Genomic DNA, 24,678 nt, shown 5'->3' on the forward strand with positions numbered 1-24,678 from the left:
ATCAGGGCTTACGTGCGACCAGTACCGCGCGCAGCGGTGCTGGATAGCCTTCCACCGTTTTGCTGCTATCAAGCGGATCAAGGAATTCGGCCAGCGATTCGCTGGTCATCCAGTCGGTCCGGCGTTGTTCTTCCACCGAGGTGACAGCGTAATCAACGATACGCACATCGATGAAGCCACACTTCTCCAGCCAGCTTTTTAATGCGGCAGCGGAAGGAATAAAGTAGACGTTGCGCATCTGCGCATAACGTTCGCCAGGTACCAGTACCGCGTTCTCATCCCCTTCAATCACCAGCGTTTCCAGCACCAGCTCCCCTTCACTGACCAGCTGATTTTTCAGCTGCAGCAGATGGTCCAGCGGCGAACGGCGGTGATACAGCACCCCCATCGAAAACACGGTATCGAACGCCTGTAGCGCAGGCAGTTGCTCAATACCCAGCGGCAGCAAATGCGCACGACGATCGTCACCCAACAGCTTGCGTACTGCTTCGAACTGACACAGGAACAACTGCATGGGATCGATACCGACCACCAACTGTGCACCGGCACCGACCATGCGCCACATGTGGTAGCCACTGCCACAGCCGACATCCAGCACCGTGCGTCCGGCCAGCGGGGAAATGTGTGGCTGTACACGCTGCCACTTCCAGTCTGAACGCCATTCGGTATCGATTTCTGTGCCGTAGAGTGAGTACGGCCCTTTGCGCCACGGCATGAGATTACGTAACAGCTTTTCAATCCCGGCACGCTGACGTTCGGTTAGATCATCCTGTTGTGCACTGACGCTATGCAGTAAATCGAGCTGCTGCGGGACAAGTGCGGGAAGATGCTCAACCGATTTTTCCCAGTTACGGAAATGACCGTGCAGATTTTCCCGCTGCCAGGCCGCCACCTGGGAGGGTAACACTTCCAGCCAGCTGGCAAGCGGGCCAGTGGCGATTTGCTGATAGAATCGACCAAAATCAATCATTTCAGTGCCACCAGCGAACCAAAGTTAAAGCACTGGAACCACAGCTCGGCGTGGGAAAAACCCGCCTGTTTAAGCCGCGCTTTGTGTGCTTCGACGCTATCGGTCAACATAACGTTTTCCAGCATGCTGCGTTTCTGGCTAATTTCCAGTTCGCTATAGCCATTGGCGCGTTTGAAGTCGTGGTGCATGTTGAACAGCAGCTCGCCGACTTCAGCATCTTCAAAGCTGAATTTTTCCGACAGCACCAGTGCCCCGCCAGGATTCAGGCCCTGGGCAATTTTTTGCAACAGCAGCACTCGGGCATCGGGTTCCAGGAACTGCAACGTAAAGTTGAGCACCACCAGGGAGGCGTTTTCGATGTGGATATCACGAATATCCGCCTCCAGCACCTGCACCGGCGTATCGGCACGGAAAGCATCGATATGGCGGCGACAACGTTCAACCATCGCCGGCGAGTTATCAACAGCAATGATCTCACAACCCGGCACATGAATATTACGGCGGACTGAGAGCGTGGCAGCACCGAGCGAACAGCCCAGATCGTAGACCTTGCTGTTGGGCTGCACAAAGCGTTCTGCCAGCATACCAATCATCGAAATGATGTTGGAATAACCGGGCACCGAGCGCTGAATCATATCGGGAAAGACTTCAGCCACGCGCTCGTCAAAGGTCCAGTCACCCAGTTTATCGATGGGTGCGGAAAATAGCGTATCGCGGTCAGACATAATGAAATATCCGGAGAGAAAACGGAAAGGGCGCTATTCTGGCAGAAACTGCCGCAGGCTGCACCCGTTTCCCATGAGTGTAGCCCGAGGCGTCAGAACAGGCTGGATTGCTGAGGCCAGATGGGCAGCGCAGGCAGCCGGGGTTCCAGCTGTTGCAACTGGGGCCACAAGGCGGCAACCAGTGGAAAAACCTCACCCATATCGGGGGTATGAATAAACAACATCGGATCGCTTTCCACCAACCAGCCGGGCAATTTTGCCAGCCACGGCTGAAACATGGGCACAGATTCATCAACACTATCACTGCCGATAAAACGCACCATCGGCTGGTTGCCGGTGCGCACCGCATGTGGCGGTACGCGAGGCTTTTTTTCCCGCGCATGGATGGCCACGGCGGTTTGTGATTGCGAGGCATGTACCGGGCGGCTATCCAGAATCACCCGATTCACGCCGCGTTGTTGCAAGCCGCGATTAAGCGCACGTTCGGCCTCGCCTTTGGCAAAGAACGCCGCATGGCGCACTTCCACACCATAACTGAAGCGACGCGGCAGGCTATCCAGAAAGTGCCACAAATCATTCAGTTGCGCCGGGGAAAAGGCGGCGGGGAGTTGCAGCCAGTATTGGCCGATACGGTTGGCTAACGGGTCCAGCAGACGCAAAAACTCCGCCAGCAAATCATCGCAGTTACGCAGCGCCGCCTGGTGGCTGATGGTGGACGGGAATTTAAAGCAGAAGCGGAAATCGTCATGGGTCATGTCGCGCCAGCGCAGCACCACTTCCTGCTTTGGTAATGCATAAAGCGTGGTATTACCTTCGACACAATCGAACAGCTGCGCATAATCTGCCAGCGTTGCCAGACCAAATTGTTTCCAGTGTGCATGCTGCCACTGCGGTAAGCCAATACGTAGCGTCAAAACGAACCCCATACGGAAAAATCAGCGACAGGTTAACCTGTTTTAGTCACACTGGGATAACAACCTGTGACAAAAGCAGATGTTTTAAGCGCTTTGGCGCGGCTCTACTTATCCTGTCAGGCTTTTTCCATTATAATAGCCGCCTTTTTTGCGGCAGCATCTCAGAAGGTTACGCGGCCTGATGCTGCCTGGCTGCAGCGGCGAAGTTAAAAGGATACGTTATGCGTACAGAATATTGCGGACAGCTCAATCTGTCTCATGTGGGTCAGCAAGTCACTCTTTGCGGCTGGGTAAACCGCCGTCGCGATCTGGGTAGCCTGATTTTTATCGATATGCGCGACCGTGAAGGCATCGTCCAGGTGTTCTTCGATCCCGATCGTCAGGAGGCTTTCCAGCTGGCGTCTGAGCTGCGTAACGAATTCTGTATCCAGATCACTGGCACCGTGCGTGCGCGTGATGAGAAGAATAAAAACAGCGAAATGGCGACTGGCGAGATTGAAATCTTTGCCCATGACCTGAACATTATTAACCGTGCTGAGCCGCTGCCGCTGGATTCCAACCAGATCAACAGCGAAGAAGCACGTTTGAAATACCGCTACCTGGACCTGCGTCGTCCGGAGATGGCTCAGCGCCTGAAAACCCGCGCAAAAATCACCAGCTTTGTCCGCCGTTTTATGGACAACGAAGGTTTCCTCGATATCGAAACCCCGATGCTGACCAAAGCCACACCGGAAGGTGCGCGTGACTATCTGGTGCCGAGCCGTGTGCATAAAGGCAAATTTTATGCACTGCCGCAGTCACCGCAGCTGTTCAAACAGCTGCTGATGATGTCCGGTTTTGACCGTTACTATCAGATCGTGAAGTGCTTCCGTGACGAAGACTTGCGTGCCGATCGTCAGCCTGAATTTACCCAGATCGACGTGGAAACCTCCTTTATGAGCGCCGAACAGGTGCGTGAAGTGATGGAGCGTCTGATCCGTGAACTGTGGATGGATATCCGAGGCGTGGACCTTGGCAGCTTCCCGCAAATGACCTTCGCCGAAGCGATGCGTCGTTACGGTTCTGACAAGCCAGATCTGCGTAACCCGATGGAGCTGGTGGATGTTGCGGATCTGCTGAAAAACGTCGAATTCCAGGTATTCTCTGGCCCGGCCAACGATGCCAAAGGCCGTGTCGCCGCGCTACGTGTGCCGGGTGGTGCCACCCTGAGCCGTAAGCAGATTGATGAGTACGGCAAGTTTGTTGAAATCTACGGTGCCAAAGGGTTGGCGTGGATGAAGGTCAACGAGCTGGCAAAAGGTTTTGAAGGTGTACAAAGCCCGGTGGCGAAGTTCCTCAACGCTGAGATTGTGGCCGCGATTCTTGAGCGCACCGGCGCGCAGGATGGCGATGTGATCTTCTTTGGTGCCGATCGCGCCAAAGTGGTTTCCGATGCGCTGGGCGCACTGCGTCTGAAAGTGGGTCGTGACCTGCAAATCACCGATGACAAAGCCTGGGCACCGCTGTGGGTCATCGACTTCCCGATGTTCGAAGCGGATGACGAAGGTGGTCTGGCAGCGATGCACCATCCGTTTACCTCGCCGAAAGAGATGACGGCTGAGCAACTGGCGGAAAACCCGGAGCAGGCCATCGCCAATGCTTACGATATGGTGATCAACGGTTATGAAGTGGGCGGCGGTTCGGTGCGTATCCACAACGGCAAAATGCAGCAGGTGGTGTTCAGCATTCTCGGTATTGCGGAAGAAGAACAGCGTGAGAAGTTTGGCTTCCTGCTGGATGCACTGAAATTCGGCACCCCGCCACATGCGGGTCTGGCATTTGGTCTGGACCGCGTCACCATGCTGCTGACCGGTACCGATAACATCCGTGACGTGATTGCCTTCCCGAAAACCACGGCAGCGGCTTGTCTGATGACGGAAGCGCCCAGCGAAGCCAATCCAGCCGCGCTGGCCGATCTCGGGATCCAGCTGGCTCCAAAGAAAGACAAGCTCGAGAATAAATAATGGGCTATAAGCATCCGGTTTCGGTTCTGGTGGTGATTTTTGCTCAGGACTCCGGCCGGGTGCTGATGCTGCAACGCCGCGATGACGAGAGCTTCTGGCAATCGGTCACCGGCAGTCTTGAAGCCGGGGAAACCCCGCTTCAGGCTGCACAGCGTGAAGTGCAGGAAGAACTGGCGATTGATGTGGTAACCGAACAGCTGCCACTGGAAGATTGCCATAAACAAATCGAGTTTGAGATCTTCCCGCACTATCGCCATCGCTACGCGCCGGGCACGACACACAATCGTGAACACTGGTTCCGGTTGGCGCTGCCCGCAGAGCGCGAGGTCATCCTGAGTGAGCACCTCGCCGCGCGCTGGCTGATGCCCACTGATGCAGCAGCCCTGACTAAGTCCTGGAGTAACCGCCAGGCAATAGAAGAATTTATCTGAATGCAAGCCGCCACGCGTTTTTCTGGCGGCACATTCATTAAAATTTAATGAATTGGGTGCGGTCAAACAGAACTGCACCGCAAATATTGAACAGTCAGGTTAGAAAGATACCCTGCATAAGATTTGAGATCGGAGAGAAATTTTTATGGCTGGACATAGTAAGTGGGCGAATACAAAGCACCGCAAGGCGGCGCAGGATGCAAAGCGCGGTAAAATCTTCACCAAAATCATTCGCGAGCTGGTGACTGCCGCGAAACTGGGTGGTGGCGATGCCGGTTCCAACCCGCGTCTGCGCGCTGCAATGGACAAAGCCCTGTCCAACAACATGACCCGTGACACCATGAACCGTGCGATTGCACGCGGCGTGGGTGGTGAAGATGATTCCAACATGGAAACCATCATTTATGAAGGTTACGGTCCGGGCGGTTCTGCGGTGATGGTTGAATGTCTGAGTGACAACCGCAACCGTACCGTCGGCGAAGTGCGTCATGCCTTCACCAAAACCGGTGGTAACCTCGGTACTGACGGTTCCGTTTCTTACCTGTTCAGCAAGAAAGGGGTGATCTCCTTCGAACCGGGCAAGGATGAAGACAGCGTGATGGAAGCTGCGCTGGAAGCGGGTGCGGAAGATGTGGTGAGCTACGACGATGGTGCTATCGACGTGTTCACGGCCTGGGAAGAACTGGGTGCGGTGCGTGATGCACTGGAAGCCGCTGGCCTGAAAGCTGATAGCGCGGAAGTATCCATGATCCCGTCGACCAAAGCTGAAATGGATGCGGAAACCGCACCGAAACTGCTGCGTCTGATCGATATGCTGGAAGATTGCGACGACGTGCAGGAAGTTTACCATAACGGCGAAATTTCCGATGAGGTGGCGGAAACGCTGTAATGGCGTTTTCTCAACCCCAGATTGCCGGAGACGCATCATGGCGATAATCCTTGGGATCGACCCTGGTTCGCGCGTCACCGGCTACGGTGTTATCCGCCAGACCGGCCGCCAGCTCAGTTATCTGGGCAGCGGCTGTATCCGCACTAACGTTACCGACCTGCCATCCCGTCTCAAGCTGATTTATGCTGGCGTCAGCGAAATCATCACCCAGTTCTCGCCTGATTTTTTTGCCATCGAACAGGTATTTATGGCGAAAAACGCCGATTCAGCACTCAAGCTGGGGCAGGCACGTGGGGCCGCCATCGTGGCAGCGGTCAATCTCGATCTGCCGGTATTTGAATACGCGGCACGCCAGGTCAAACAAACGGTGACCGGCATGGGTAGCGCGGAAAAAAGCCAGGTGCAGCATATGGTGCGCACTTTGCTGAAGTTACCGGCCAATCCACAGGCGGATGCGGCCGACGCCCTGGCCATCGCCATCACCCATTGCCACGTCAGTCAGAACGCGGCGCGGATGAGTGATAGCAAGCTGGTGCTGACACGAGGGCGTTTGCGGTCGGGCTAGATGAAAACCTAAGGCTGGATATTCATCCAGCCTTTTTTATGGTATATAAACAGGCTTACTCATAGATTAAGGAAGTGCTCAGGTGATTGGTCGTTTACGAGGCAATATTCTGGAAAAACAGCCGCCGCTGGTGTTAATTGAGGCGCACGGCGTCGGTTATGAAGTGCATATGCCAATGACCTGCTTTTATGAGCTGCCTGAGCTAAACCAGGAAGCGATTATCTTCACCCAGTTTGTGGTGCGCGAAGATGCGCAGTTGCTGTTTGGTTTTAATAGCAAACAGGAGCGTGCGCTGTTCCGCGAGCTGATCAAAGTGAATGGCGTCGGGCCAAAGCTGGCGCTGGCAATTCTCTCCGGCATGTCGGCACAGCAGTTCGTGACGGCAGTGGAGAAAGAAGAGATTGCGGTGCTGGTGAAGTTGCCGGGTGTTGGCAAGAAAACTGCCGAGCGCCTGGTGGTGGAAATGAAGGACCGCTTCAAAGGGATGCACGGCGATCTGTTCGGTGGCGACAACGCCTTTACCCTGACCACGCCATCTGCCGTGCCAGATACCAACGATGCGGAAGCAGAAGCGGTTGCGGCCTTGGTAGCGCTGGGGTATAAACCGCAGGAAGCCAGCCGTATGGTAAGTAAGATTGGCCGACCCGATGCGGACTGCGAAACCCTGATCCGCGAAGCCCTGCGCGCAGCCATTTGAGGTAAAGCATGATTGAAGCCGATCGTCTGGTCTCCGCCAGCAGTGTTAACGAAGAAGAGAACCTCGACCGCGCCATTCGACCTAAGCTGCTGTCTGAATATGTTGGCCAGCCGCAGGTGCGTGAGCAGATGGAGATCTTTATCAAGGCGGCGCAGCTGCGCGGTGATGCGCTCGACCATCTGTTGATCTTCGGCCCGCCAGGCCTCGGTAAAACCACGCTGGCGAATATTGTCGCCAACGAGATGGGCGTCAATCTGCGGACCACCTCCGGACCGGTGCTGGAGAAGGCGGGCGATCTGGCGGCGATGCTGACCAACCTCGAACCCCATGATGTGTTATTCATCGATGAGATCCATCGCCTCTCCCCGGTAGTGGAAGAGGTGCTGTATCCGGCGATGGAAGATTATCAGCTGGATATCATGATCGGTGAAGGGCCAGCGGCGCGTTCCATCAAACTGGATCTCCCACCTTTTACCCTGATTGGTGCCACCACCCGCGCCGGTTCGCTGACTTCACCACTGCGCGATCGCTTCGGGATTGTGCAGCGGCTGGAATTTTATAATGTGGCGGATTTGCAACATATCGTTGGCCGCAGCGCCGCCTGTCTGGGCCTGGCGCTTAGCGAAGAGGGTGCACTGGAAATCGCACGTCGCTCACGCGGGACGCCACGTATTGCCAACCGCCTGTTGCGCCGTGTGCGGGATTTCGCTGAGGTGCGGGCCAATGGTGATATGAGCGGTGAGGTTTCTGCCAGCGCGCTGGATATGCTCAACGTGGATAGCCAGGGCTTTGACTACATGGATCGCAAGCTGTTGCTGGCGATTATTGATAAGTTCATGGGTGGCCCGGTTGGACTGGATAACCTGGCGGCAGCGATTGGCGAAGAGCGTGAAACTATCGAAGATGTGATTGAACCCTTCCTGATTCAGCAGGGCTTTATTCAGCGCACGCCGCGTGGCCGTATGGCAACGCAGCATGCGTATCGTCACTTCGGGATTACCCGCGAAGAACAGTAAACCGGCGTCAGGCCGCCGGTTTCTTCGCCATGCTGATGATAAACAGGATGGCGGCGCAGAGCACCACTGACGGGCCTGCTGGGGTATCGTAAAGCGCGGAAAAGCACAAACCGCCGGTGACGGCCAGAATGCCGATAATCACCGCAAAGCCAGCCATTTGCTCTGGCGAACGTGAGAAGCGGCGTGCGGTAGCGGCCGGGATGATCAGCAGCGAAGTGATAATCAACGCCCCGACAAATTTCATCGCCACACCAATCGTCAGCGCCGTCACCAGCATCAGCATCAGGCGCGTGCGCTGAATGTTGACACCATCCACCTGCGCCAGTTCCGGGCTGATGGTCATAGACAGCAGCGAGCGCCATTGCCACGCCATCACCGCCAGCACAATCACCACGCCAGCGCCCATCATCCACAGATCCTGTGGCGTAACCGCCAGCAAATCACCAAACAGATACGCCATTAAATCGACGCGCACGCCGGACATCAGGCTGACTACCACCAGACCCAGCGATAACGCACTGTGCGCCATAATACCGAGCAGGGTATCGATCGCCAGATGCGGACGACGCTCCAGCCACACCAGCCCCAGCGCCAGGCAAACCGTCACCAGAATCACTGCATAATAGGGATTGACGTTAAACAGCAGGCCGAAGGCCACACCGAGCAGTGAGGCGTGGGCGAGGGTATCACCAAAATAGGACATACGACGCCAAACGACAAACGCGCCCAGCGGACCGGCTGCCAGTGCCAGAAACACACCACCCAGCCAGCCGGGTAACAACAGTTCAATCATGACGGGCCATTTCCTTTGCGCAGAACAATTCGTCCCTGTAAATCGTGACGATGATTATGATGATGGCGATAAATAGCCAGCTGCTGAGCACCGCGAGGACCGAACATGGCGATAAATTCCGGATGCTGCGAGACCGCCTCCGGCGTGCCGGAACAGCAGATATGGTGATTGAGGCACAGTACTTCGTCAGTTTTTGCCATCACCAGATGCAGGTCATGTGAAACCATCAGCACACCGCAGTTCAGCTCGCGTCGGAGCTGATCAATCAGGTCATACAACGCGACCTGTCCATTCACATCGACCCCCTGAGTGGGTTCATCCAGCACCAGCAGTTGCGGGTCGCTGAGTAGCGCCCGGGCCAGCAACACGCGTTGCGTTTCACCGCCGGATAATTTCTGTAAAGGTGCATGCAGCAGATGCCCGGCCTGCACGCGTTTTAACGCCGGTAAGATGGCGTCCGCGCGGCTGCCACGCGACAGACGCATAAAGCGTTCGACAGTGATCGGCAGGGTAGGGTCAATATGCAATTTCTGCGGCACATAGCCGATACGTAAACTGGCGCTTCGTTTTACGCTGCCGGTGTCAGGCGTCAGCAAGCCCAGCACGACACGCACAAGGGTCGATTTCCCGGCACCATTCGGGCCAAGCAATGTCAAAATTCTTCCCGGCTCCAGTGATAGGCTGACACCCGCCAGGACAGGACGTTGGGAGAATTTCACGGAGATATTTTCGAGCGTAACAAGTGAAGGCATGATATTTACAGGTTGCACAGAATTTCGAATGTTATAATATCACATTCCATCACCTGGTCACGATGGAATGTCGCATTATGTTACACAATAAAAAGCGCCTTGCTTTTACCCTTCCTGCGGTCGCGATTGCGGCCTCATTTGCTCTGCCAGCATCCGCTGCGGTCGTTGCCTCAATTAAACCGATTGGATTTATCGCCGCGGCGATTGCCGATGGTGTAACGCCGGTGGAAGTGCTGCTGCCGGATGGTGCGTCTGAGCATGATTATGCACTACGTCCTTCAGATGTAAAACGTATAAAAAACGCAGACTTAGTGGTTTGGGTTGGCCCGGAAATGGAAGCCTTTCTGACCAAGTCAGCCGCGGAACTTCCGGCGAACAAAAATCTGGAAATTGCCGAAATTGCCGGGGTAAAACCACTGCTGATTACCGGTGCTGATGACGATGATGAGCATGATCATGCGCATGATCAGGGACATGGTGCAGCAGATTCCGCTGACCATGATGCCGCTGATGAACATCATCACGGTCAGTTTAATATGCATCTGTGGATGTCCCCAGAGATCGCAAGGCAATCTGCGGTTGCAATCCACGGAAAATTATTGGAACTTATGCCGCAAAGCAAGGCCAAACTAGACGCCAACCTGCAGCATTTCGAAGCAGAATTAGCGGATACGGACAAACACATTGGCGCGCAGCTTGCTCCGGTGCGGAATAAGGGTTATTTCGTTTTTCACGATGCTTATAGCTACTTTGAGAAACATTACGGTTTATCACCATTAGGGCATTTTACCGTTAATCCTGAGATCCAACCGGGCGCACAGCGTTTAAATCAAATACGAACACAGTTGGTTGAGCAGAAAGCCACATGCGTTTTTGCTGAACCACAATTCAGGCCGGCGGTCATCGATGCCGTGTCACGAGGGACGAATGTGCGTAAAGGTACGTTGGATCCATTGGGCATGGGAATCAGCTTAACCAAAGACAGCTACGTGAAATTCCTCTCACAGCTGTCGAGCCAGTATGCAAGCTGCCTGAATGGAGCATAGAGGAATAGGTAAAAGTGCAGCAGATAGCCCGCTCTGTCGCCCTCGCATTTAATAATTTGCCGCGCCCCCACCGCGTTATGCTGGGGTCATTAACTGTTATTACGTTGGCCGTCGCTGTCTGGCGGCCTTACGTTTATCATCCCACCGATGATTCTACGCCGATCGTCAAAAATGTCCCACTGGACAAATTCGAATTGCAGAATCTGCTGCCGGAAGACAGTGAGCCGGTCGATCAATCGACGCCAGAGCCGGAAGAAGACATCCCTGCAGACGATATCGATAAAGACGTGCCGGACAATCCCAACGTGCACGATTATACGGTCTCTGCAGGCGATACGCTGAGTAGCGCCCTCAACCAGTATGGTATCGACCTCGGTGACATCAATGCACTGGTCAGCAGCGATAAAGATCTGCGAGGTCTGCGCGTCGGTCAGCAGCTGAGCTGGACCCTGAACGCCGACGGACAGTTGCAGAACTTCAGCTGGGAGCTTGATCGCCGCGAAACCCGCACTTATCAGCGGCAGGATGACGGCAGCTTTAAAATGCAGCAGGAGCTGCAAAAAGGCGAATGGCAAAACAGCGTGATGAAAGGCGAAGTGCACGGTAGTTTTGCTGCCAGCGCCCGCAGCGCCGGATTGACCAGCACGGAAATCAGTAACGTGATCAAGGCGATGCAGTGGCAGATGGATTTCCGCAAGCTGCGTGCTGGCGATCAGTTTAGTGTGCTGATGTCGCGCGAGATGCTCGACGGCAAGAGCGCCCAGAGCCAGCTGGTGGGTGTGCGCCTGCATACCGGCGGCAAAGATTACTATGCCTTCCGTGCCGAAGACGGCAAATTCTACGATCGTAACGGTTCCGGCCTGGCGCGTGGCTTTATGCGTTTCCCGACGGTGAAGCAATACCGTGTATCGTCCAACTTTAACCCACGTCGTCTGAACCCGGTCACCGGCCGCATCGCGCCGCATCGCGGTGTCGATTTTGCGCTGCCGATTGGTACGCCGGTATTAGCGGTGGGTGATGGCGAAGTAGTGATGGCGAAGAACGGCGGTGCAGCGGGTAATTACGTGGCGATCCGTCATGGCCGCCAGTACATGACGCGCTACATGCACCTGAGCAAAGTGCTGGTGAAGCCAGGGCAGAAGGTGAAGCGTGGCGATCGTATCGCACTTTCCGGCAATACCGGACGCTCAACCGGGCCGCATCTGCACTTTGAAATCTGGATTAACAATCAGGCCGTTAACCCACTCACGGCGAAACTGCCGCGTATGGAAGGGCTGACGGGTAAAGATCGCAGCAGCTATCTGGCAGATGTGAAAACTTACCTGCCGCAACTGGCACTGCAGCAGTAACGCATTATCACGGGCAAAAACGCAAAACCGACGGATTATTCGTCGGTTTTTTGCTATCTGGCGCACGAAGATTGCAAAATTAGTCATCGTCACTATTATTGACCGGTCATTGTCAGAGGCGAGTGCATGGAAACCCGTAAAAAAAATAACATTGAGTTTATTCCCGTTTTTCAACGTTCTTTTTTGAAGCCGAAATACTGGGGCAACTGGCTGGCGATTGGTGCGCTGGCCGGTATGGCTATGTTACCCGCAAAAGTGCGTGATCCCCTATTGGGTGGCCTGGGTAAGCTGGCAGGTAAGCTGGCAAAAAGCGCGCGTCGCCGCGCGTTGATCAATCTGTATTACTGCCTGCCGGAACTGAGCGAAGCCGAGCGCGAAACCATCGTCGATGAAATGTTTGCTACCGCCCCGCAGGCGATGGTGATGATGGCGGAACTCGGTATACGCAACCCGGAGCGGGTGCGTCAGCGTGTTGACTGGTTTGGTCGCGACATCATCGACCAGCTACAGGCCAATAATGAAAACGTCATTTTCCTCGTTCCGCATGGCTGGGGTGTCGATATTCCGGCGATGCTGCTGGCATCTGAAGGGCAGATGATGGCAGCGATGTTCCATAACCAGAGCGACCCATTGATGGATTATGTCTGGAATACGGTGCGTCGTCGTTTTGGTGGGCGTATGCATGCGCGTAACGATGGCATCAAACCCTTTATCAGTTCTGTGCGTCAGGGCTACTGGGGTTATTATCTGCCGGATCAGGATCACGGGGCGGAGCACAGCGAGTTTGTTGATTTTTTTGCCACTTACAAAGCGACATTACCGGCAGTTGGCCGCCTGATGAAGGTGTGTCGGGCGCGCGTGGTGCCGTTGTTCCCGGTGTATAACAGCACCACACATCGTCTTGAAGTCTATGTGCGGCCGCCAATGGATGATTTGCTGGAAGCGGATGATAAAACGCTGGCGCGTCGTATGAATGAAGAAGTGGAAATCTTTGTTCGTCCACACCCGGAGCAATATACATGGATTCTCAAGCTGCTGAAGACGCGTAAAGAGGGGGATATTGAACCCTATGTGCGTAAAGATCTTTATCCCCGCAAATAAGCGAAAAAACCTGTCGGGATGAACCCGACAGGTTTAGTGATTAGAAGCGATATTGCAGACCTACCGTAACGGTGTAGTTTTTGTTAGAAATACCCGCTGCATCACCACCGAAAGACGCTGACTCACCGGTTGACGTGTCGATAACCTGAGTACCGCCTTTACCTTCTTGGTATTTGCTGTAAGTAAATTCAGCAAATACTTTGGCATTTTCGGTGACATAGTAACCCGCATCCACAGACGCACCATAGTAACGGGAGTTTGAGGTTTTCTCGCGGAAGGTCAGGTCACGCAAATAGTGTTCGTCATTATCGTGTGCACGAACCCAATCACTGAATTTAAACTGGGCGTTAAATTCGAAATCATTGATACGGTAATGACCGACCAGACCAATATACGGCATGGAGAAACGCTGGCTGTAACCAATTCCTGCCTGGCCATTCGGGAAGTCACCCACCAGTTCGCCATTGTCGTAATTGTAAGAGCCACCGGTTGCCGTCCAGCTGAAACGCGTCTCCTGATAACCCGCCACTGCACCGACTTTATAATCATCGCCCTGCAGGAACCAGCCTTTCACGTTCAGGTCGTATTCGTTGGCGTAATTCACATCGGTGCTCGGATGTGATGAGTGATCGGTCCAGCCTGACTGGTTAGCATTCTGCCAGTCGTAATCATCCATATGACCGGAACCGGAAGCCAGAGAAGTCCAGCCACGCGCATTCAGGGTCAGGAAGGACCATGCATCCCAGGAGATATCGCCTTTCAGGATGGCGACATTTTTAATTTTCCAGTCCAGCTGGCTGACTTTACGTGCGTTGCTGGCATCATAAACCAGCTCTTTGGATTTACCGCCCAGCATACCCACCGAAGTGGCGACACTCAGACTTTCCGGTGAAAAGTTTGGTGTGAATTGTGCAGACTCCGCATAAGCGGTCCCTGAAAGCGCGGCCATCATCATTACCGCAACAGCATTCTTGTTCATGTTATATCCCGTGTTTAATTAAACTAATCCTTAAACTGCGCGCACAGACTAATGTGCAGGGAAATGTCAGGCAAGTGTAAGTTTTTCGCTAAGAAAGCGTGCGATCAGAGTTCAGAAAAATTAACTAATAAAAGTTTAGGTTCTGACGATAATAATCGATCGCTCTGGAGAATCAGAGGGGCGGGGCCGGATAATTGTCTGTTTAAGAAACAAGTTAGTTGAACAGGTAAGCTAATGTTCAGGAAGGCTATGCCGGTTGGGATGGGAGAATTAATTTTTATCGCGAATTAATTTGTCTTCATCATTCAGAACGAGATTTAATTTGCGAGACGAATTAATGGGCCATTTGCGTTATGAGAAAAATAGGTGATAAATTAGCCAAAAATAAAGTTCAACAGATGTCTATGAAATCTTTTCATCATTTTTTTTAAGGTAAATTTTTTGCTGAAAATATCACCCAATATCTGGCGTTGAATTATCCGATCCGATCATCCAATACAACGCCTGTTAATTAATCAGACTTCAGTAACCTGGCTGCGGCGCTTACGTTCCCGCAGAAACAACGTCACCAGACCAAACCACATCACTCCGCTGGCGAAGTTAATCGCGCTAAACCACGGTGTACCGCCGCTGAAATAAGCGCTTTTTGCCAGTTCGATACCGATAGCCAGCGTCAGGATGCTGATCATGCCCAGCATCGCGGCAATACTGCCTTTACCTTCATTGCTGGCGTAGAGGGTGAGACGGTACAAACCGGCGTTGACCATCCCGGCACCAAAGGCATACAGACTTAGCCCCGCCGTCAGCAACAGATAGCTGTGACTATTCAGCAGGTTTGCCAGCAACGCAATGCTCAGGCCAATCAGAATCGGCCATGCGGCGAATTTCACCGGTTGCTCAATCGGGACCCGTCCCGCCAGTTTCCCCAGCGTCAGGTTCCCGGCGATCATTGCCAGAAACACCGGCAATTGCAGCAAGGCGTAATGCAGACGCGACAGACCTTCATCATGCATCAGAATCACCGGCGACAGGGCGACCCAGGTGAGTATCGGGATAAACACCAGACCAATCGCGAAGGAGCCGTACATCACCTGCTTATCGCGTGCCAGACGACCATAGCCGCGCGCCAGGTTTGGCAGGGCAATGGAGTGACTGCGGTCACCGGCGGTTTCAGGCATGATGCGCCACAGCACCACGAAGGCCACGATGCTACAGGCGGCAAACAACCAAAACATGCTGCGCCAGTCACCGACGCTAAGCCAGGCTGCACCGGCCAGTGGACCTGCCAGCGGGGCGAGCAGCGCCACATTCGCCATTAACGCCATCATGCGCACGGCCAGCGCTTCGGCGAAAGCCTCCTGGACGGCGGCATAGCTGACCGCGCCGATAAAGCACAGACTGATGCCCTGAATAAAGCGCAGAGTGACAAATTGCTCGATGTTCTGTACCAGGGTGGTGAGCATGCAGGCAGCGGCAAAAAACAAAATGCCGAACAGTAACACCGGACGGCGGCCATATTTGTCGGAGAGTGGACCGAGCAACCATTGCAGTACCACTCCACCCATCAAATAGGCCGTCAGCGAGGTGGAAACCCATTCCGGCCCGACATTGAATTCACTGGTGACCAGCAACATCCCGGGTTGAATCATGTCGTGGGCGATATAGGTGGCAAACTCAAATAACACCAGCGCCAGCGGAAATAACAGCACGCGGCCGGTGAGTTGGGTTATGGGTTGAAAGCGGGCCATCTGGCCTCCTTGTCAGAGAAAATAAAACGCGACTGCCGGGGCAGTCGCGTTTTCCTTGTTGTTACAGCCGCTGTCAGTGGGCGTATTTAGTCTACGCGCAGCACCCGGCTGGTATTGGTGGTGCCGGTGGTCGCCATCACGTCGCCCTGGGTCACAATCACCAGGTCACCGGAGACGAGGAAACCTTTGTCACGCAGCAGATTGATGGCGTCGTGAGCGGCGGCAACACCGTCGTTGTTACTGTCGAAAAATACCGGCGTCACACCACGGTATAACGCGGTCAGATTCAGCGTACGCTCGTGACGTGACATGGCGAAGATCGGCAGGCCCGAAGTGATACGTGATGTCATCAGCGCGGTACGGCCTGATTCGGTCATGGTGATGATGGCGGTAACCCCTTGCAGGTGGTTCGCAGCATACATCGCGGACATCGCAATCGCTTCTTCGATGTTGTCGAACTGCACTTCAAGGCGGTGCTTGGACACGTTAACGCTCGGGATTTTTTCCGCGCCAAGACACACTTTCGCCATTGCCGAAACTGTTTCTGCCGGGTACTGACCTGCTGCGGTTTCAGCTGACAGCATCACCGCATCGGTACCGTCGAGCACGGCGTTCGCCACGTCCATCACTTCAGCACGGGTCGGCATCGGGTTGGTGATCATCGATTCCATCATCTGCGTTGCGGTGATAATGGTGCGGTTCAGCTGACGCGCACGGCGAATCAACGCTTTCTGAATGCCGACCAGTTCCGGATCGCCAATTTCCACGCCGAGGTCACCACGCGCTACCATCACCACGTCAGAAGCGAGGATGATGTCATCCATGGCTTCCTGGGTCGCTACCGCTTCTGCGCGTTCCACTTTCGCGACCAGTTTGGCTTCGCAACCGGCATCACGCGCTAAACGACGCGCATAGTTCATATCTTCACCACAGCGTGGGAAAGAAACGGCCAGGTAGTCTACGCCAATTTTCGCCGCAGTGAGGATATCGGCTTTATCTTTCTCGGTCAGCGCTTCGGCTGACAGGCCACCGCCCAGTTTGTTGATGCCTTTGTTATTGGAAAGCGGGCCACCCACAGTGACTTCGGTGAAGACTTTCATGCCCTGAACTTCCAGCACCTTCAACTGCACGCGCCCATCATCCAGCAGCAGAATGTCGCCTGGCACCACGTCAGCAGGCAGACCTTTGTAGTCGATACCGACTTTCTCTTTGTCGCCTTCACCTTTGCTCAGGCTGGCATCCAGCAGGAAGCGGTCGCCAACATTGAGGAATACTTTGCCTTCTTTGAAGGTCGATACACGAATTTTCGGACCCTGCAGGTCGCCGAGAATGGCGACATGGCGACCCAGCTTGGCCGCAATTTCACGCACTTTATTGGCGCGTAGCTGGTGATCTTCCGGGGAACCATGGGAGAAGTTGAGTCGTACAACGTTCGCACCCGCCGCAATGATTTTTTCGAGGTTATTGTCGCGATCGGTTGCCGGGCCGAGGGTTGTAACGATCTTGGTTCTTCTGAGACGTCTGGACATGAAGGACTCCGTTGACTAAGTATCGTGTCCCTGTCATCTGGACACGTTGTGGTCACATATTCTATATGATCGATGGGCTGTGATTCGACTCACATTGTGAATGTGATGTTAATTATTTTGCCGTGCATTGATTTCTGTCTGCACTTGCTTCTCCAGGCGCGAATCTCTCAGCGCCTCTTTAACCCGTTTTAGATTCTCGCGGAAAGAGGTGCCGCGCTCAAGGGTAAAACCCGTTGCCAGGACATCGACCATGGTCAATTGCGCCAGGCGGGAAACCATCGGCAAATAGATATCAGTATCTTCCGGAACATCGAGTGTCAGTGCCAGTGTGGCTTCTGCCGCAAGCGGTGAACCGGGGGACGTGATAGCCAAAACGGTGGAAGCGTTTACACGCGCCAGGCGAGCCAGTTCTATCATATTTTTGGTTCGACCAGTATGTGATATGAGAACAAAAACGTCATTTGGTCCACTATTTATGCAACTCATGCGCTGGATCACAATATCCTCCGACCAGATGACCGGCAGATTAAAACGCAGGAATTTATTGGTGGCGTCATGGGCGACCACGGCGGAGGCGCCGAGACCAAAAAAAGCAATTTTATTGGCATGCGTCAGCGCCTGAACCGCCTGCTGAATCACCGCCATATCCAGCTGCTGGCGCACGCGATTGAGACCGGCCAGCGCCGAATCAAAGATTTTATGGCTGTAGCTCTCAACGCTGTCATTTTCTTCCACGTCCCGGCTGACCCAGTTTGGGCCTTTCGCCAGACTCTGTGCCAGTTGCAGCTTAAAATCGGGAAAGCCTCGCGTACCCATGCGGTGGCAAAAGCGATTCACTGTGGGCTCACTTACCCCGGCGGCTGCGGCCAGCGTGGCGATGCTGGAATGCATGGCTTGCTGGGGGGCGGCAAGGATTTGCTCCGCGACTTTACGTTCCGATTTGCTCAGCGCCTGCAATTGCGCCTGAATCTGTTCAAGCATATTGATAACCCGATGACCACTCATCACTTTTGCCAATTTCATTTATGGATGAAAGGGCGCTCTGTTAACAACAATATACCGTGTAAACTGCAGTCGCACGCAGTTGCGGATAAATGTAAACGCGATTTTTTTGTCATACTTTGACCCGTGATGGGTTTTGCCCCGACAAAAGCAGAAACAGAAAAAGCGTCAAAAGCGCACGTGACAACACACGTTATTCATCAATCGCGTTCAGAGTTATCACACGTAAGCCTGTGCCCGGGTTGTTCCGGCACAGGGAAAAAAGTACATTGTGCTGTAAGAAAATTACAATAAGGACCCGGTAAATGAGGACGCTCGACCGGGTATATCCTGCAACGAGGAGAGGAAAATGGCGGTAACACAAACAGCCCAGGCATGCGATCTGGTGATTTTCGGTGCCAAAGGCGATCTTGCACGCCGGAAACTGTTGCCTTCACTGTATCAGCTGGAGAAAGCCGGTCAGATTCACGACACCACGCGCATTATCGGCGTAGGCCGCGCGGAGTGGGACAAAGACGCATACACCAAAGTGGTGCGTGAAGCGCTGGAAACCTTCATGAAAGAGAAGATCGATGAAGCGCTGTGGGACAAACTCAGCAGCCGTCTCGACTTCTGTAACCTCGACGTCAACGATACTTCGCACTTTTCTCGTCTGGGCAAAATGCTCGACCAGAAAAATCGCGTCACCATTAACTACTTCGCCATGCCGCCGAGCACCTTTGGTGCTATCTGCGATGGTCTGGGTTCAGCCAAACTGAACGCCAAACCGGCGCGTGTGGTGATGGAGAAGCCGCTTGGCACCTCGCTGGAAACCTCTCAGGAGATCAACAACAGCGTGGGCAAATACTTCGAAGAGAGCCAGGTGTTCCGTATCGACCACTATCTGGGCAAAGAAACGGTACTGAACCTGCTGGCGCTGCGATTTGCTAACTCGATCTTCGTCAACAACTGGGACAACCGCACCATCGACCACGTGCAGATTACGGTGGCTGAAGAGGTGGGTATCGAGGGCCGCTGGGGCTACTTTGATAAAGCGGGCCAGATGCGTGACATGATCCAAAACCACCTGTTGCAGATCCTCACCATGATCGCCATGTCGCCGCCATCAGACCTGAGTGCCGATGCGATTCGTGACGAAAAAGTGAAGGTGCTGCGTTCGCTGCGTCGCATCGATCAGACTAACGTGCGTGAAAAAACCGTGCGTGGCCAATACACCGCCGGTTTCGTCCAGGGTAAAAAAGTACCAGGCTACCTGGAAGAAGAGGGTGCCAACAAGCAGAGCGCTACAGAAACCTTCGTGGCTATTCGTGTCGATATCGACAACTGGCGCTGGGCGGGCGTACCGTTCTACCTGCGTACCGGTAAGCGTTTGCCAACCAAGTGTTCTGAAGTGGTGGTGTACTTCAAGAACCCGGAAATGAACCTGTTCAAAGATTCCTACGCTGAATTGCCGCAGAACAAGCTGACCATTCGCCTGCAGCCGGATGAAGGTGTGGATATCGAGATCCTGAACAAAGTGCCGGGTCTGGATCACAAACACAAACTGCAGACCACCAAGCTGGATCTCAGCTACTCAGAAACCTTCAATCAGTCGCATCTGGCGGATGCTTATGAGCGTCTGCTGCTGGAAACTATGCGTGGCATTCAGGCGCTGTTCGTGCGCCGCGATGAAGTCGAAGCCGCATGGACATGGGTGGATTCCATCATTGATGCATGGAACGCCGATGCGGATGCACCGAAGCCGTATCAGGCCGGTACCTGGGGACCGGTCGCCTCCGTGGCGATGATCACCCGTGACGGACGTTCCTGGAACGAATTCGAGTAAGAAACAGATAAGCCCGCGATTAAGCGGGCTTTTTTATCTGCAAATATCCCTTCAGGTCTTGTAATCTTCCAGATGAATATTGAAGGCTTTTAGCTTTCTCCACAGCGAGGTACGGCTGATCTTCAGTGCCTCGGTAATCTTCATGGCTCTCCCCTTACACTGGATGGCAGCCTGAATCAGGGCGTCCCGTTCCATATCATTAAGGCTGTGCAGACCATGGGCTGGCGGCTCGACACCAATATCGCGAATCCTTTCAATCAGGGAGGAAGGAATATCTTTTGCCCGAATCATTGCGCCATCGCTGTAACTGAAGGCGCGTTCAAGCACATTACGCAATTCCCGGTCATTGCCCGGCCAGCTGTAACGCGTTAACAGTTGCAATGCATCGTCAGACAGTGACACGTTTTTACCCACCTCATGACTCATGATTTTCAGATAACGTTTGATCAGCGGCGGAATATCTTCGCTGCGTTCGCGTAACGGCGGGATATGGATATCAAACGACTGTAACTCATACAGTAAATGGCGGCGGAAGCGGTTTTCATCGACGTATTGATTGATATCGACCGTGGTGGTGGTGATGAGGCGGACATCCAGAGGCACCAGCAGCTGGTTGGCTTTGCTCAGTAACCCGGTTTTCAGTAGTTGCAGCAGCGCGGTCTGTACTTCTGCCGTCAGATATTCGACATTCTCCAGCAGCAATGTGCCGCCTTTAGCCAGCTCGAATTTAGAAATCACATGCTTGTCACCGTTAATAACGCCGCCGAGAAACTCGCTGGTCATCGCTTCACGCAGGATTGCCTGGCAGTTAATGGTGATAAAAGGCTTATCCTGACGCTCGCTGGCATTATGAATCGCCTGCGCCAGGTGCGACTTACCCAACCCTTCTTCTCCGTGCAGCAGTACCGAACCGCGTCCTTTCGCTGCCTGTTGTGCCAGACGCATCACGCGCCGAATCGCATTGGAACTGCCCACATAGTCGAGATCGTCAAAGGTCAGACGCGCCCAGACACCACTGTGGCGATGTACCAGTTCACGTATGCGATCGATGGGGTGCAGCAGGGCGATATAGCGATCCGAGCTATTATTGGGGCCTTTAACGATCTTCAGGGAGATCGCCAGTGAAATAAAACTGCCATTAAATTCAATAGCGGTTTCAAACAAATCAACTTCACGGTTGTGTTCAATCGCATTAATGATGTTTTGCGGTAATTTAATAATGTCGTGGATATTTTTCCCGAGGATCTTTTCCCCTTTAACATTAAATAAATCGCTGCCGTGAATATTGAGATACAGAATGGTGCCTTTATTGTCCCAGGCCAGCACGCCTTCTTCCACGCCGTCCAGCAGCGCATGGACTTCGCTGAGATGCTGATTGGATTCGGCCAGAACCAGGTCGGTATTCAGCCTGGCGGTGATTTGTTGTTCGATGGAGTGCACCAGCGCCAGTCCCAGTGTCGGCAGGGTATCATTACCGGTTAGCAGGACAAGACCCACCGCGCCCATCACGGTGCTGTCGCTATCAAAAACCGGTGCGGCGCAAACTGTAAAGGCGTGCAGATGCCGGTTGAAATGTTCATAGCCTCTGACGCTGACCGTTTCGTGCAGCAGCAGGGCGCTGGAAACGGCATTATTGCCCATCATGCCTTCCCGCCAGTAGACACTGGCACGGATCCCCAGTGCTGCCAGACGGGTGGTCATTGCCGGGGTGGCGTAAAATCGCAGCGTACAACCGGTTTCATCAGTAATGAAGATCGCGCAATCCGGCGTATCAAGATATTCGAATATATCCTCGATAATCGGTGAGGAGATATTAAGCATCTCCGATTTGTTGCGGCACAGCGAGTCGAAGGTGATGCCTTTGGCATAAAGTTGTGGTGGCCAGTGATCATGCCGCTGTTGTCGCCGACAACGCAGCCAGGACTCCTTCAGCCAGGGTTTAATATCGAGACGATCCAGACTGGTGAGGTTGTTAAACTCGCCGGGATCTTTGGCGACAAACGCCCGCCATATCGCTTTCATATTGAGACGCATGCGTTGCCTTCCTGCTGAAAAAGATCCAGCGATTAATATTGAGGTACGCGTCTGTCACGCGAACGTAGCGCTATATGTAGAGTATTTTGGTTCTTTCCAGGAAAAGGACGTAGCAATTTGTGACACCGATCGGCAAATATTTTTTCTCAGTTTAGTCAGGTGAGATTTATTTGTAATTAATTGTATTTAATATGATTTTTAATTTACCTGTTGAGGGCTGTGAAGTATCTCACATCTTTGAATACAGTATGATGGCGGTCAAATAACCCGTTTTTTCTTCAGCGTGATGTTTCTTTTTGCAACCTTCTCCGGAAAAAGACTGTTTCCGGATTGAACAAAAAAAACTTTTTTACAGCCTTTTTTCCCCTTCCTATTCTCAACTTGTTCTTGCATAAGACGACCAGCTATATCACCTGTTAATTAAAGGAAAGAAAGATGAACATCTTTTTATCAGAAATGGTCGGCACCATGCTGTTGATTCTGCTTGGCGACGGTGTGGTGGCCAACGTGGTATTAAAACAAACCAAAGGAGGAAGTAGCGGCTGGATTGTCATTACCGCAGGCTGGGGCTTTGCGGTGACAGTCGCTGTTTATGCCGTCGGCTGGGTCAGCGGCGCGCATCTCAATCCGGCGGTGACCCTCGCTGTCTGGCTCCAGGGCGGCATTCCTGCAAGCGTGGTGCCGGTTTACATTATCGGCCAGCTTGTCGGGGCGTTTCTCGGCGCGATTCTGGTCTGGCTCACCTACAAGCGCCACTATGATGTTTCCGACGATAAGGGGTTAATCCTCGCCACCTTTTGTACTGGTCCTGCCATTCGTGACTATAAATGGAACCTGGTCACCGAAATTATCGGCACTGCAATGCTAACGTTTGGCGTGTTGGCCATTTTTAACTCGCACAATGGTATTGCTGGCGGCTTCGGACCCTATGCGGTCGGTGTGCTGGTGTGGAGTATCGGCCTGTCGTTAGGTGGCCCTACCGGCTATGCGATCAACCCGGCGCGTGACCTTGGCCCGCGTCTGGCCCATGCGTTGTTGCCGATAAAAAATAAGGGTGGTTCCGACTGGGGCTATGCCTGGGTGCCGATCGTCGGTCCGTTAATCGGCGGCGCGGCTGGCTCATTATTATACACAATCTTGATTCCTGTCTTTACCACCCATTAACCGTCAGCTCCCCTGTCCGTAAGGTCCAGGCGGGGGAGGGCATACGAGGAAGGATTGATGAAAAAGTTGATCAATAAAGTCGATGATGTGGTCAGGGAACAACTGGAAGGCTTTGCTCTGGCGCATCCGGAATTAATGGTAAATACCGAACCTTTCTATGTCTGTCGTCGTACAGATAAACCGAAAGTGGCGCTGATTTCCGGTGGCGGCTCGGGACATGAACCGATGCATGGCGGATTTGTTGGTTTCGGTATGCTCGACGGTGCCTGTCCCGGACATATTTTTACCTCACCCACCCCCGATCAAATGTATGAATGTGCGCAAAAGGTCAACGGCGATAACGGTATTTTGCTGCTGATTAAAAATTACACCGGGGACATTCTCAATTTTGAAACTGCGGCTGAATTGCTGCACGGTGAAGGCATTCCGGTGCAGGTGGCGGTGATTGACGATGATGTCGCGGTCAAGGATAGCCTGTACACCGCCGGACGGCGTGGTGTTGCTACTACCGTGCTGGCGGAGAAAATACTTGGGGCGGCGGCTGAAGAAGGTTACAGCCTCGATGAATGCGTGCAGCTGGCCACACGTATTGGCAACCGGGGACGGTCGATTGGCGTGGCGTTGTCGGCCTGTACCGTTCCGGCGGCTGGCAGGGCCAGTTTTGATTTGGCCGATGATGAAATCGAGTTTGGCATTGGTATTCATGGTGAGCCGGGTATTCGTCGGGAGAAGTACAGCGATTGCGATACGCTGGTCACGGAGATGGTTAACGAAATTCTCGACAATACTCCCTACAGCCGTGTGTTACGACAATGGGACGGTGATAAAGGCGAGTGGGTGGAAAACAGCCAGACTACCGAACCACTCAATGAACAGGACAGTGTGATTGTGCTGGTCAATGGGTTGGGGGGCACGCCGTTGTCGGAACTGTATGCCGTGTATCGCAAAACGGCGGAGCTACTCACCGGGCGCAACATTCATATTGCCCGTAATCTGGTGGGGACCTTCTGCAGTTCCATCGACATGCAGGGGGTATCGATTACGTTATTGAAAGTCGATGAGGAAATGCTGACGTTGTGGGATTTTCCGGTCAGCACGCCAGCGCTACGCTGGAAAATGTAACGCGGTGTCGCGGCCTGGTCGCTG

General features: G+C 53.6%; 22 protein-coding genes. 12 read left to right on the forward strand and 10 right to left on the reverse strand.

Annotated elements, in window-relative coordinates; all coding sequences use genetic code 11:
- Position 1 precedes the first annotated feature (1 nt).
- The 3 genes from cmoB to RCF31_RS01815 all read right to left on the reverse strand — a co-directional run bounded on the left by cmoB (position 2) and on the right by RCF31_RS01815 (position 2,609).
- Positions 2-970 carry a tRNA 5-methoxyuridine(34)/uridine 5-oxyacetic acid(34) synthase CmoB gene (cmoB, locus tag RCF31_RS01805; protein WP_416412301.1) on the reverse strand — a complete coding sequence of 323 codons (969 nt, stop codon included), beginning with the start codon at positions 968-970 and terminating at the stop codon, positions 2-4.
- Positions 967-1,695 (reverse strand): carboxy-S-adenosyl-L-methionine synthase CmoA, encoded by a 729-nt coding sequence (cmoA, locus tag RCF31_RS01810; protein ID WP_084875409.1) that lies wholly within the window; start codon positions 1,693-1,695, stop codon positions 967-969. The genes cmoB and cmoA overlap by 4 nt, the downstream gene beginning before the upstream one ends.
- Positions 1,696-1,787: 92 nt before the next feature.
- Positions 1,788-2,609 (reverse strand): DUF72 domain-containing protein, encoded by an 822-nt coding sequence (locus tag RCF31_RS01815; protein ID WP_313684135.1) that lies wholly within the window; start codon positions 2,607-2,609, stop codon positions 1,788-1,790.
- A 221-nt stretch (positions 2,610-2,830) separates the two neighbouring features.
- On the opposite strand from RCF31_RS01815, the gene aspS reads away from it, so the two are divergent.
- The 6 genes from aspS (at position 2,831) to ruvB (ending at position 8,210) form a co-directional block, all read left to right on the forward strand.
- Positions 2,831-4,612 (forward strand): aspartate--tRNA ligase, encoded by a 1,782-nt coding sequence (aspS, locus tag RCF31_RS01820; protein WP_299451594.1) that lies wholly within the window; start codon positions 2,831-2,833, stop codon positions 4,610-4,612.
- Positions 4,612-5,043, forward strand: coding sequence for a dihydroneopterin triphosphate diphosphatase (gene nudB, locus RCF31_RS01825; protein ID WP_416412303.1), 432 nt, complete (start codon positions 4,612-4,614; stop codon positions 5,041-5,043). The genes aspS and nudB overlap by 1 nt, the downstream gene beginning before the upstream one ends.
- 145 nt (positions 5,044-5,188) lie before the next feature.
- Positions 5,189-5,932 carry a YebC/PmpR family DNA-binding transcriptional regulator gene (locus RCF31_RS01830; RefSeq protein ID WP_299451590.1) on the forward strand — a complete coding sequence of 248 codons (744 nt, stop codon included), beginning with the start codon at positions 5,189-5,191 and terminating at the stop codon, positions 5,930-5,932.
- Between the two features lie 37 nt (positions 5,933-5,969).
- Entirely contained in the window at positions 5,970-6,497 is a 528-nt protein-coding gene (gene ruvC / locus RCF31_RS01835; RefSeq protein WP_416412305.1) for a crossover junction endodeoxyribonuclease RuvC, read from the forward strand.
- Between the two features lie 82 nt (positions 6,498-6,579).
- On the forward strand, positions 6,580-7,194 hold the full coding sequence (ruvA, locus tag RCF31_RS01840) for a Holliday junction branch migration protein RuvA (protein ID WP_299451588.1): 615 nt from the start codon (positions 6,580-6,582) through the stop codon (positions 7,192-7,194).
- Positions 7,195-7,202: 8 nt separating this feature from the next.
- On the forward strand, positions 7,203-8,210 hold the full coding sequence (gene ruvB, locus RCF31_RS01845; protein ID WP_084875393.1) for a Holliday junction branch migration DNA helicase RuvB: 1,008 nt from the start codon (positions 7,203-7,205) through the stop codon (positions 8,208-8,210).
- 7 nt (positions 8,211-8,217) lie between these two features.
- Here the strand turns inward: ruvB and znuB are convergent, their stop codons facing one another.
- Positions 8,218-9,003 (reverse strand): zinc ABC transporter permease subunit ZnuB, encoded by a 786-nt coding sequence (znuB, locus tag RCF31_RS01850; RefSeq protein WP_299451586.1) that lies wholly within the window; start codon positions 9,001-9,003, stop codon positions 8,218-8,220.
- Positions 9,000-9,755: a zinc ABC transporter ATP-binding protein ZnuC gene (gene znuC / locus RCF31_RS01855; protein WP_299451585.1), complete on the reverse strand. Its 756-nt coding sequence runs from the start codon at positions 9,753-9,755 to the stop codon at positions 9,000-9,002. Before znuC ends, znuB begins: the two co-directional genes overlap by 4 nt.
- A 77-nt stretch (positions 9,756-9,832) precedes the next feature.
- Between znuC and znuA the strand changes: the two genes are divergently transcribed.
- The 3 genes from znuA to lpxM all read left to right on the forward strand — a co-directional run bounded on the left by znuA (position 9,833) and on the right by lpxM (position 13,251).
- The gene (gene znuA, locus RCF31_RS01860; RefSeq protein ID WP_416412309.1) at positions 9,833-10,801 is read left to right on the forward strand and encodes a zinc ABC transporter substrate-binding protein ZnuA; all 969 of its coding nucleotides are present in this window, start codon (positions 9,833-9,835) and stop codon (positions 10,799-10,801) included.
- Positions 10,802-10,815: 14 nt separating this feature from the next.
- Positions 10,816-12,150, forward strand: coding sequence for a murein DD-endopeptidase MepM (gene mepM, locus RCF31_RS01865; protein WP_416412310.1), 1,335 nt, complete (start codon positions 10,816-10,818; stop codon positions 12,148-12,150).
- 126 nt (positions 12,151-12,276) lie between these two features.
- Positions 12,277-13,251, forward strand: coding sequence for a lauroyl-Kdo(2)-lipid IV(A) myristoyltransferase (gene lpxM / locus RCF31_RS01870; protein ID WP_084875380.1), 975 nt, complete (start codon positions 12,277-12,279; stop codon positions 13,249-13,251).
- 40 nt (positions 13,252-13,291) lie between these two features.
- Here lpxM and RCF31_RS01875 read toward each other — a convergent pair whose 3' ends face one another.
- The 4 genes from RCF31_RS01875 to RCF31_RS01890 all read right to left on the reverse strand — a co-directional run bounded on the left by RCF31_RS01875 (position 13,292) and on the right by RCF31_RS01890 (position 18,494).
- Positions 13,292-14,230 (reverse strand): omptin family outer membrane protease, encoded by a 939-nt coding sequence (locus RCF31_RS01875; protein WP_416412312.1) that lies wholly within the window; start codon positions 14,228-14,230, stop codon positions 13,292-13,294.
- A gap of 515 nt (positions 14,231-14,745) precedes the next feature.
- Positions 14,746-15,978 (reverse strand): MFS transporter, encoded by a 1,233-nt coding sequence (locus RCF31_RS01880; RefSeq protein WP_084875376.1) that lies wholly within the window; start codon positions 15,976-15,978, stop codon positions 14,746-14,748.
- An 86-nt stretch (positions 15,979-16,064) separates the two neighbouring features.
- Positions 16,065-17,507 carry a pyruvate kinase gene (pyk, locus tag RCF31_RS01885; protein WP_084875375.1) on the reverse strand — a complete coding sequence of 481 codons (1,443 nt, stop codon included), beginning with the start codon at positions 17,505-17,507 and terminating at the stop codon, positions 16,065-16,067.
- A gap of 108 nt (positions 17,508-17,615) precedes the next feature.
- Positions 17,616-18,494, reverse strand: a complete 879-nt coding sequence (locus tag RCF31_RS01890) for a MurR/RpiR family transcriptional regulator (RefSeq protein WP_416413192.1) — start codon at positions 18,492-18,494, stop codon at positions 17,616-17,618.
- Positions 18,495-18,858: 364 nt separating this feature from the next.
- Between RCF31_RS01890 and zwf the strand changes: the two genes are divergently transcribed.
- Positions 18,859-20,334, forward strand: coding sequence for a glucose-6-phosphate dehydrogenase (gene zwf / locus RCF31_RS01895; protein WP_299451576.1), 1,476 nt, complete (start codon positions 18,859-18,861; stop codon positions 20,332-20,334).
- Between the two features lie 51 nt (positions 20,335-20,385).
- Here zwf and dhaR read toward each other — a convergent pair whose 3' ends face one another.
- On the reverse strand, positions 20,386-22,368 hold the full coding sequence (dhaR, locus tag RCF31_RS01900) for a dihydroxyacetone kinase operon transcriptional regulator DhaR (RefSeq protein WP_416412315.1): 1,983 nt from the start codon (positions 22,366-22,368) through the stop codon (positions 20,386-20,388).
- A gap of 435 nt (positions 22,369-22,803) precedes the next feature.
- Here dhaR and RCF31_RS01905 point away from each other — a divergent pair, with 435 nt between their 5' ends.
- Both RCF31_RS01905 and dhaK read left to right on the forward strand, forming a co-directional pair.
- Positions 22,804-23,532 carry an MIP/aquaporin family protein gene (locus RCF31_RS01905; RefSeq protein ID WP_299451573.1) on the forward strand — a complete coding sequence of 243 codons (729 nt, stop codon included), beginning with the start codon at positions 22,804-22,806 and terminating at the stop codon, positions 23,530-23,532.
- A 57-nt stretch (positions 23,533-23,589) separates the two neighbouring features.
- Positions 23,590-24,654 carry a dihydroxyacetone kinase subunit DhaK gene (dhaK, locus tag RCF31_RS01910; RefSeq protein ID WP_416412316.1) on the forward strand — a complete coding sequence of 355 codons (1,065 nt, stop codon included), beginning with the start codon at positions 23,590-23,592 and terminating at the stop codon, positions 24,652-24,654.
- Positions 24,655-24,678 lie beyond the last annotated feature (24 nt).

The organism is Pantoea sp. App145 (genome assembly GCF_047947045.1).
Classification (GTDB): domain Bacteria; phylum Pseudomonadota; class Gammaproteobacteria; order Enterobacterales; family Enterobacteriaceae; genus Pantoea.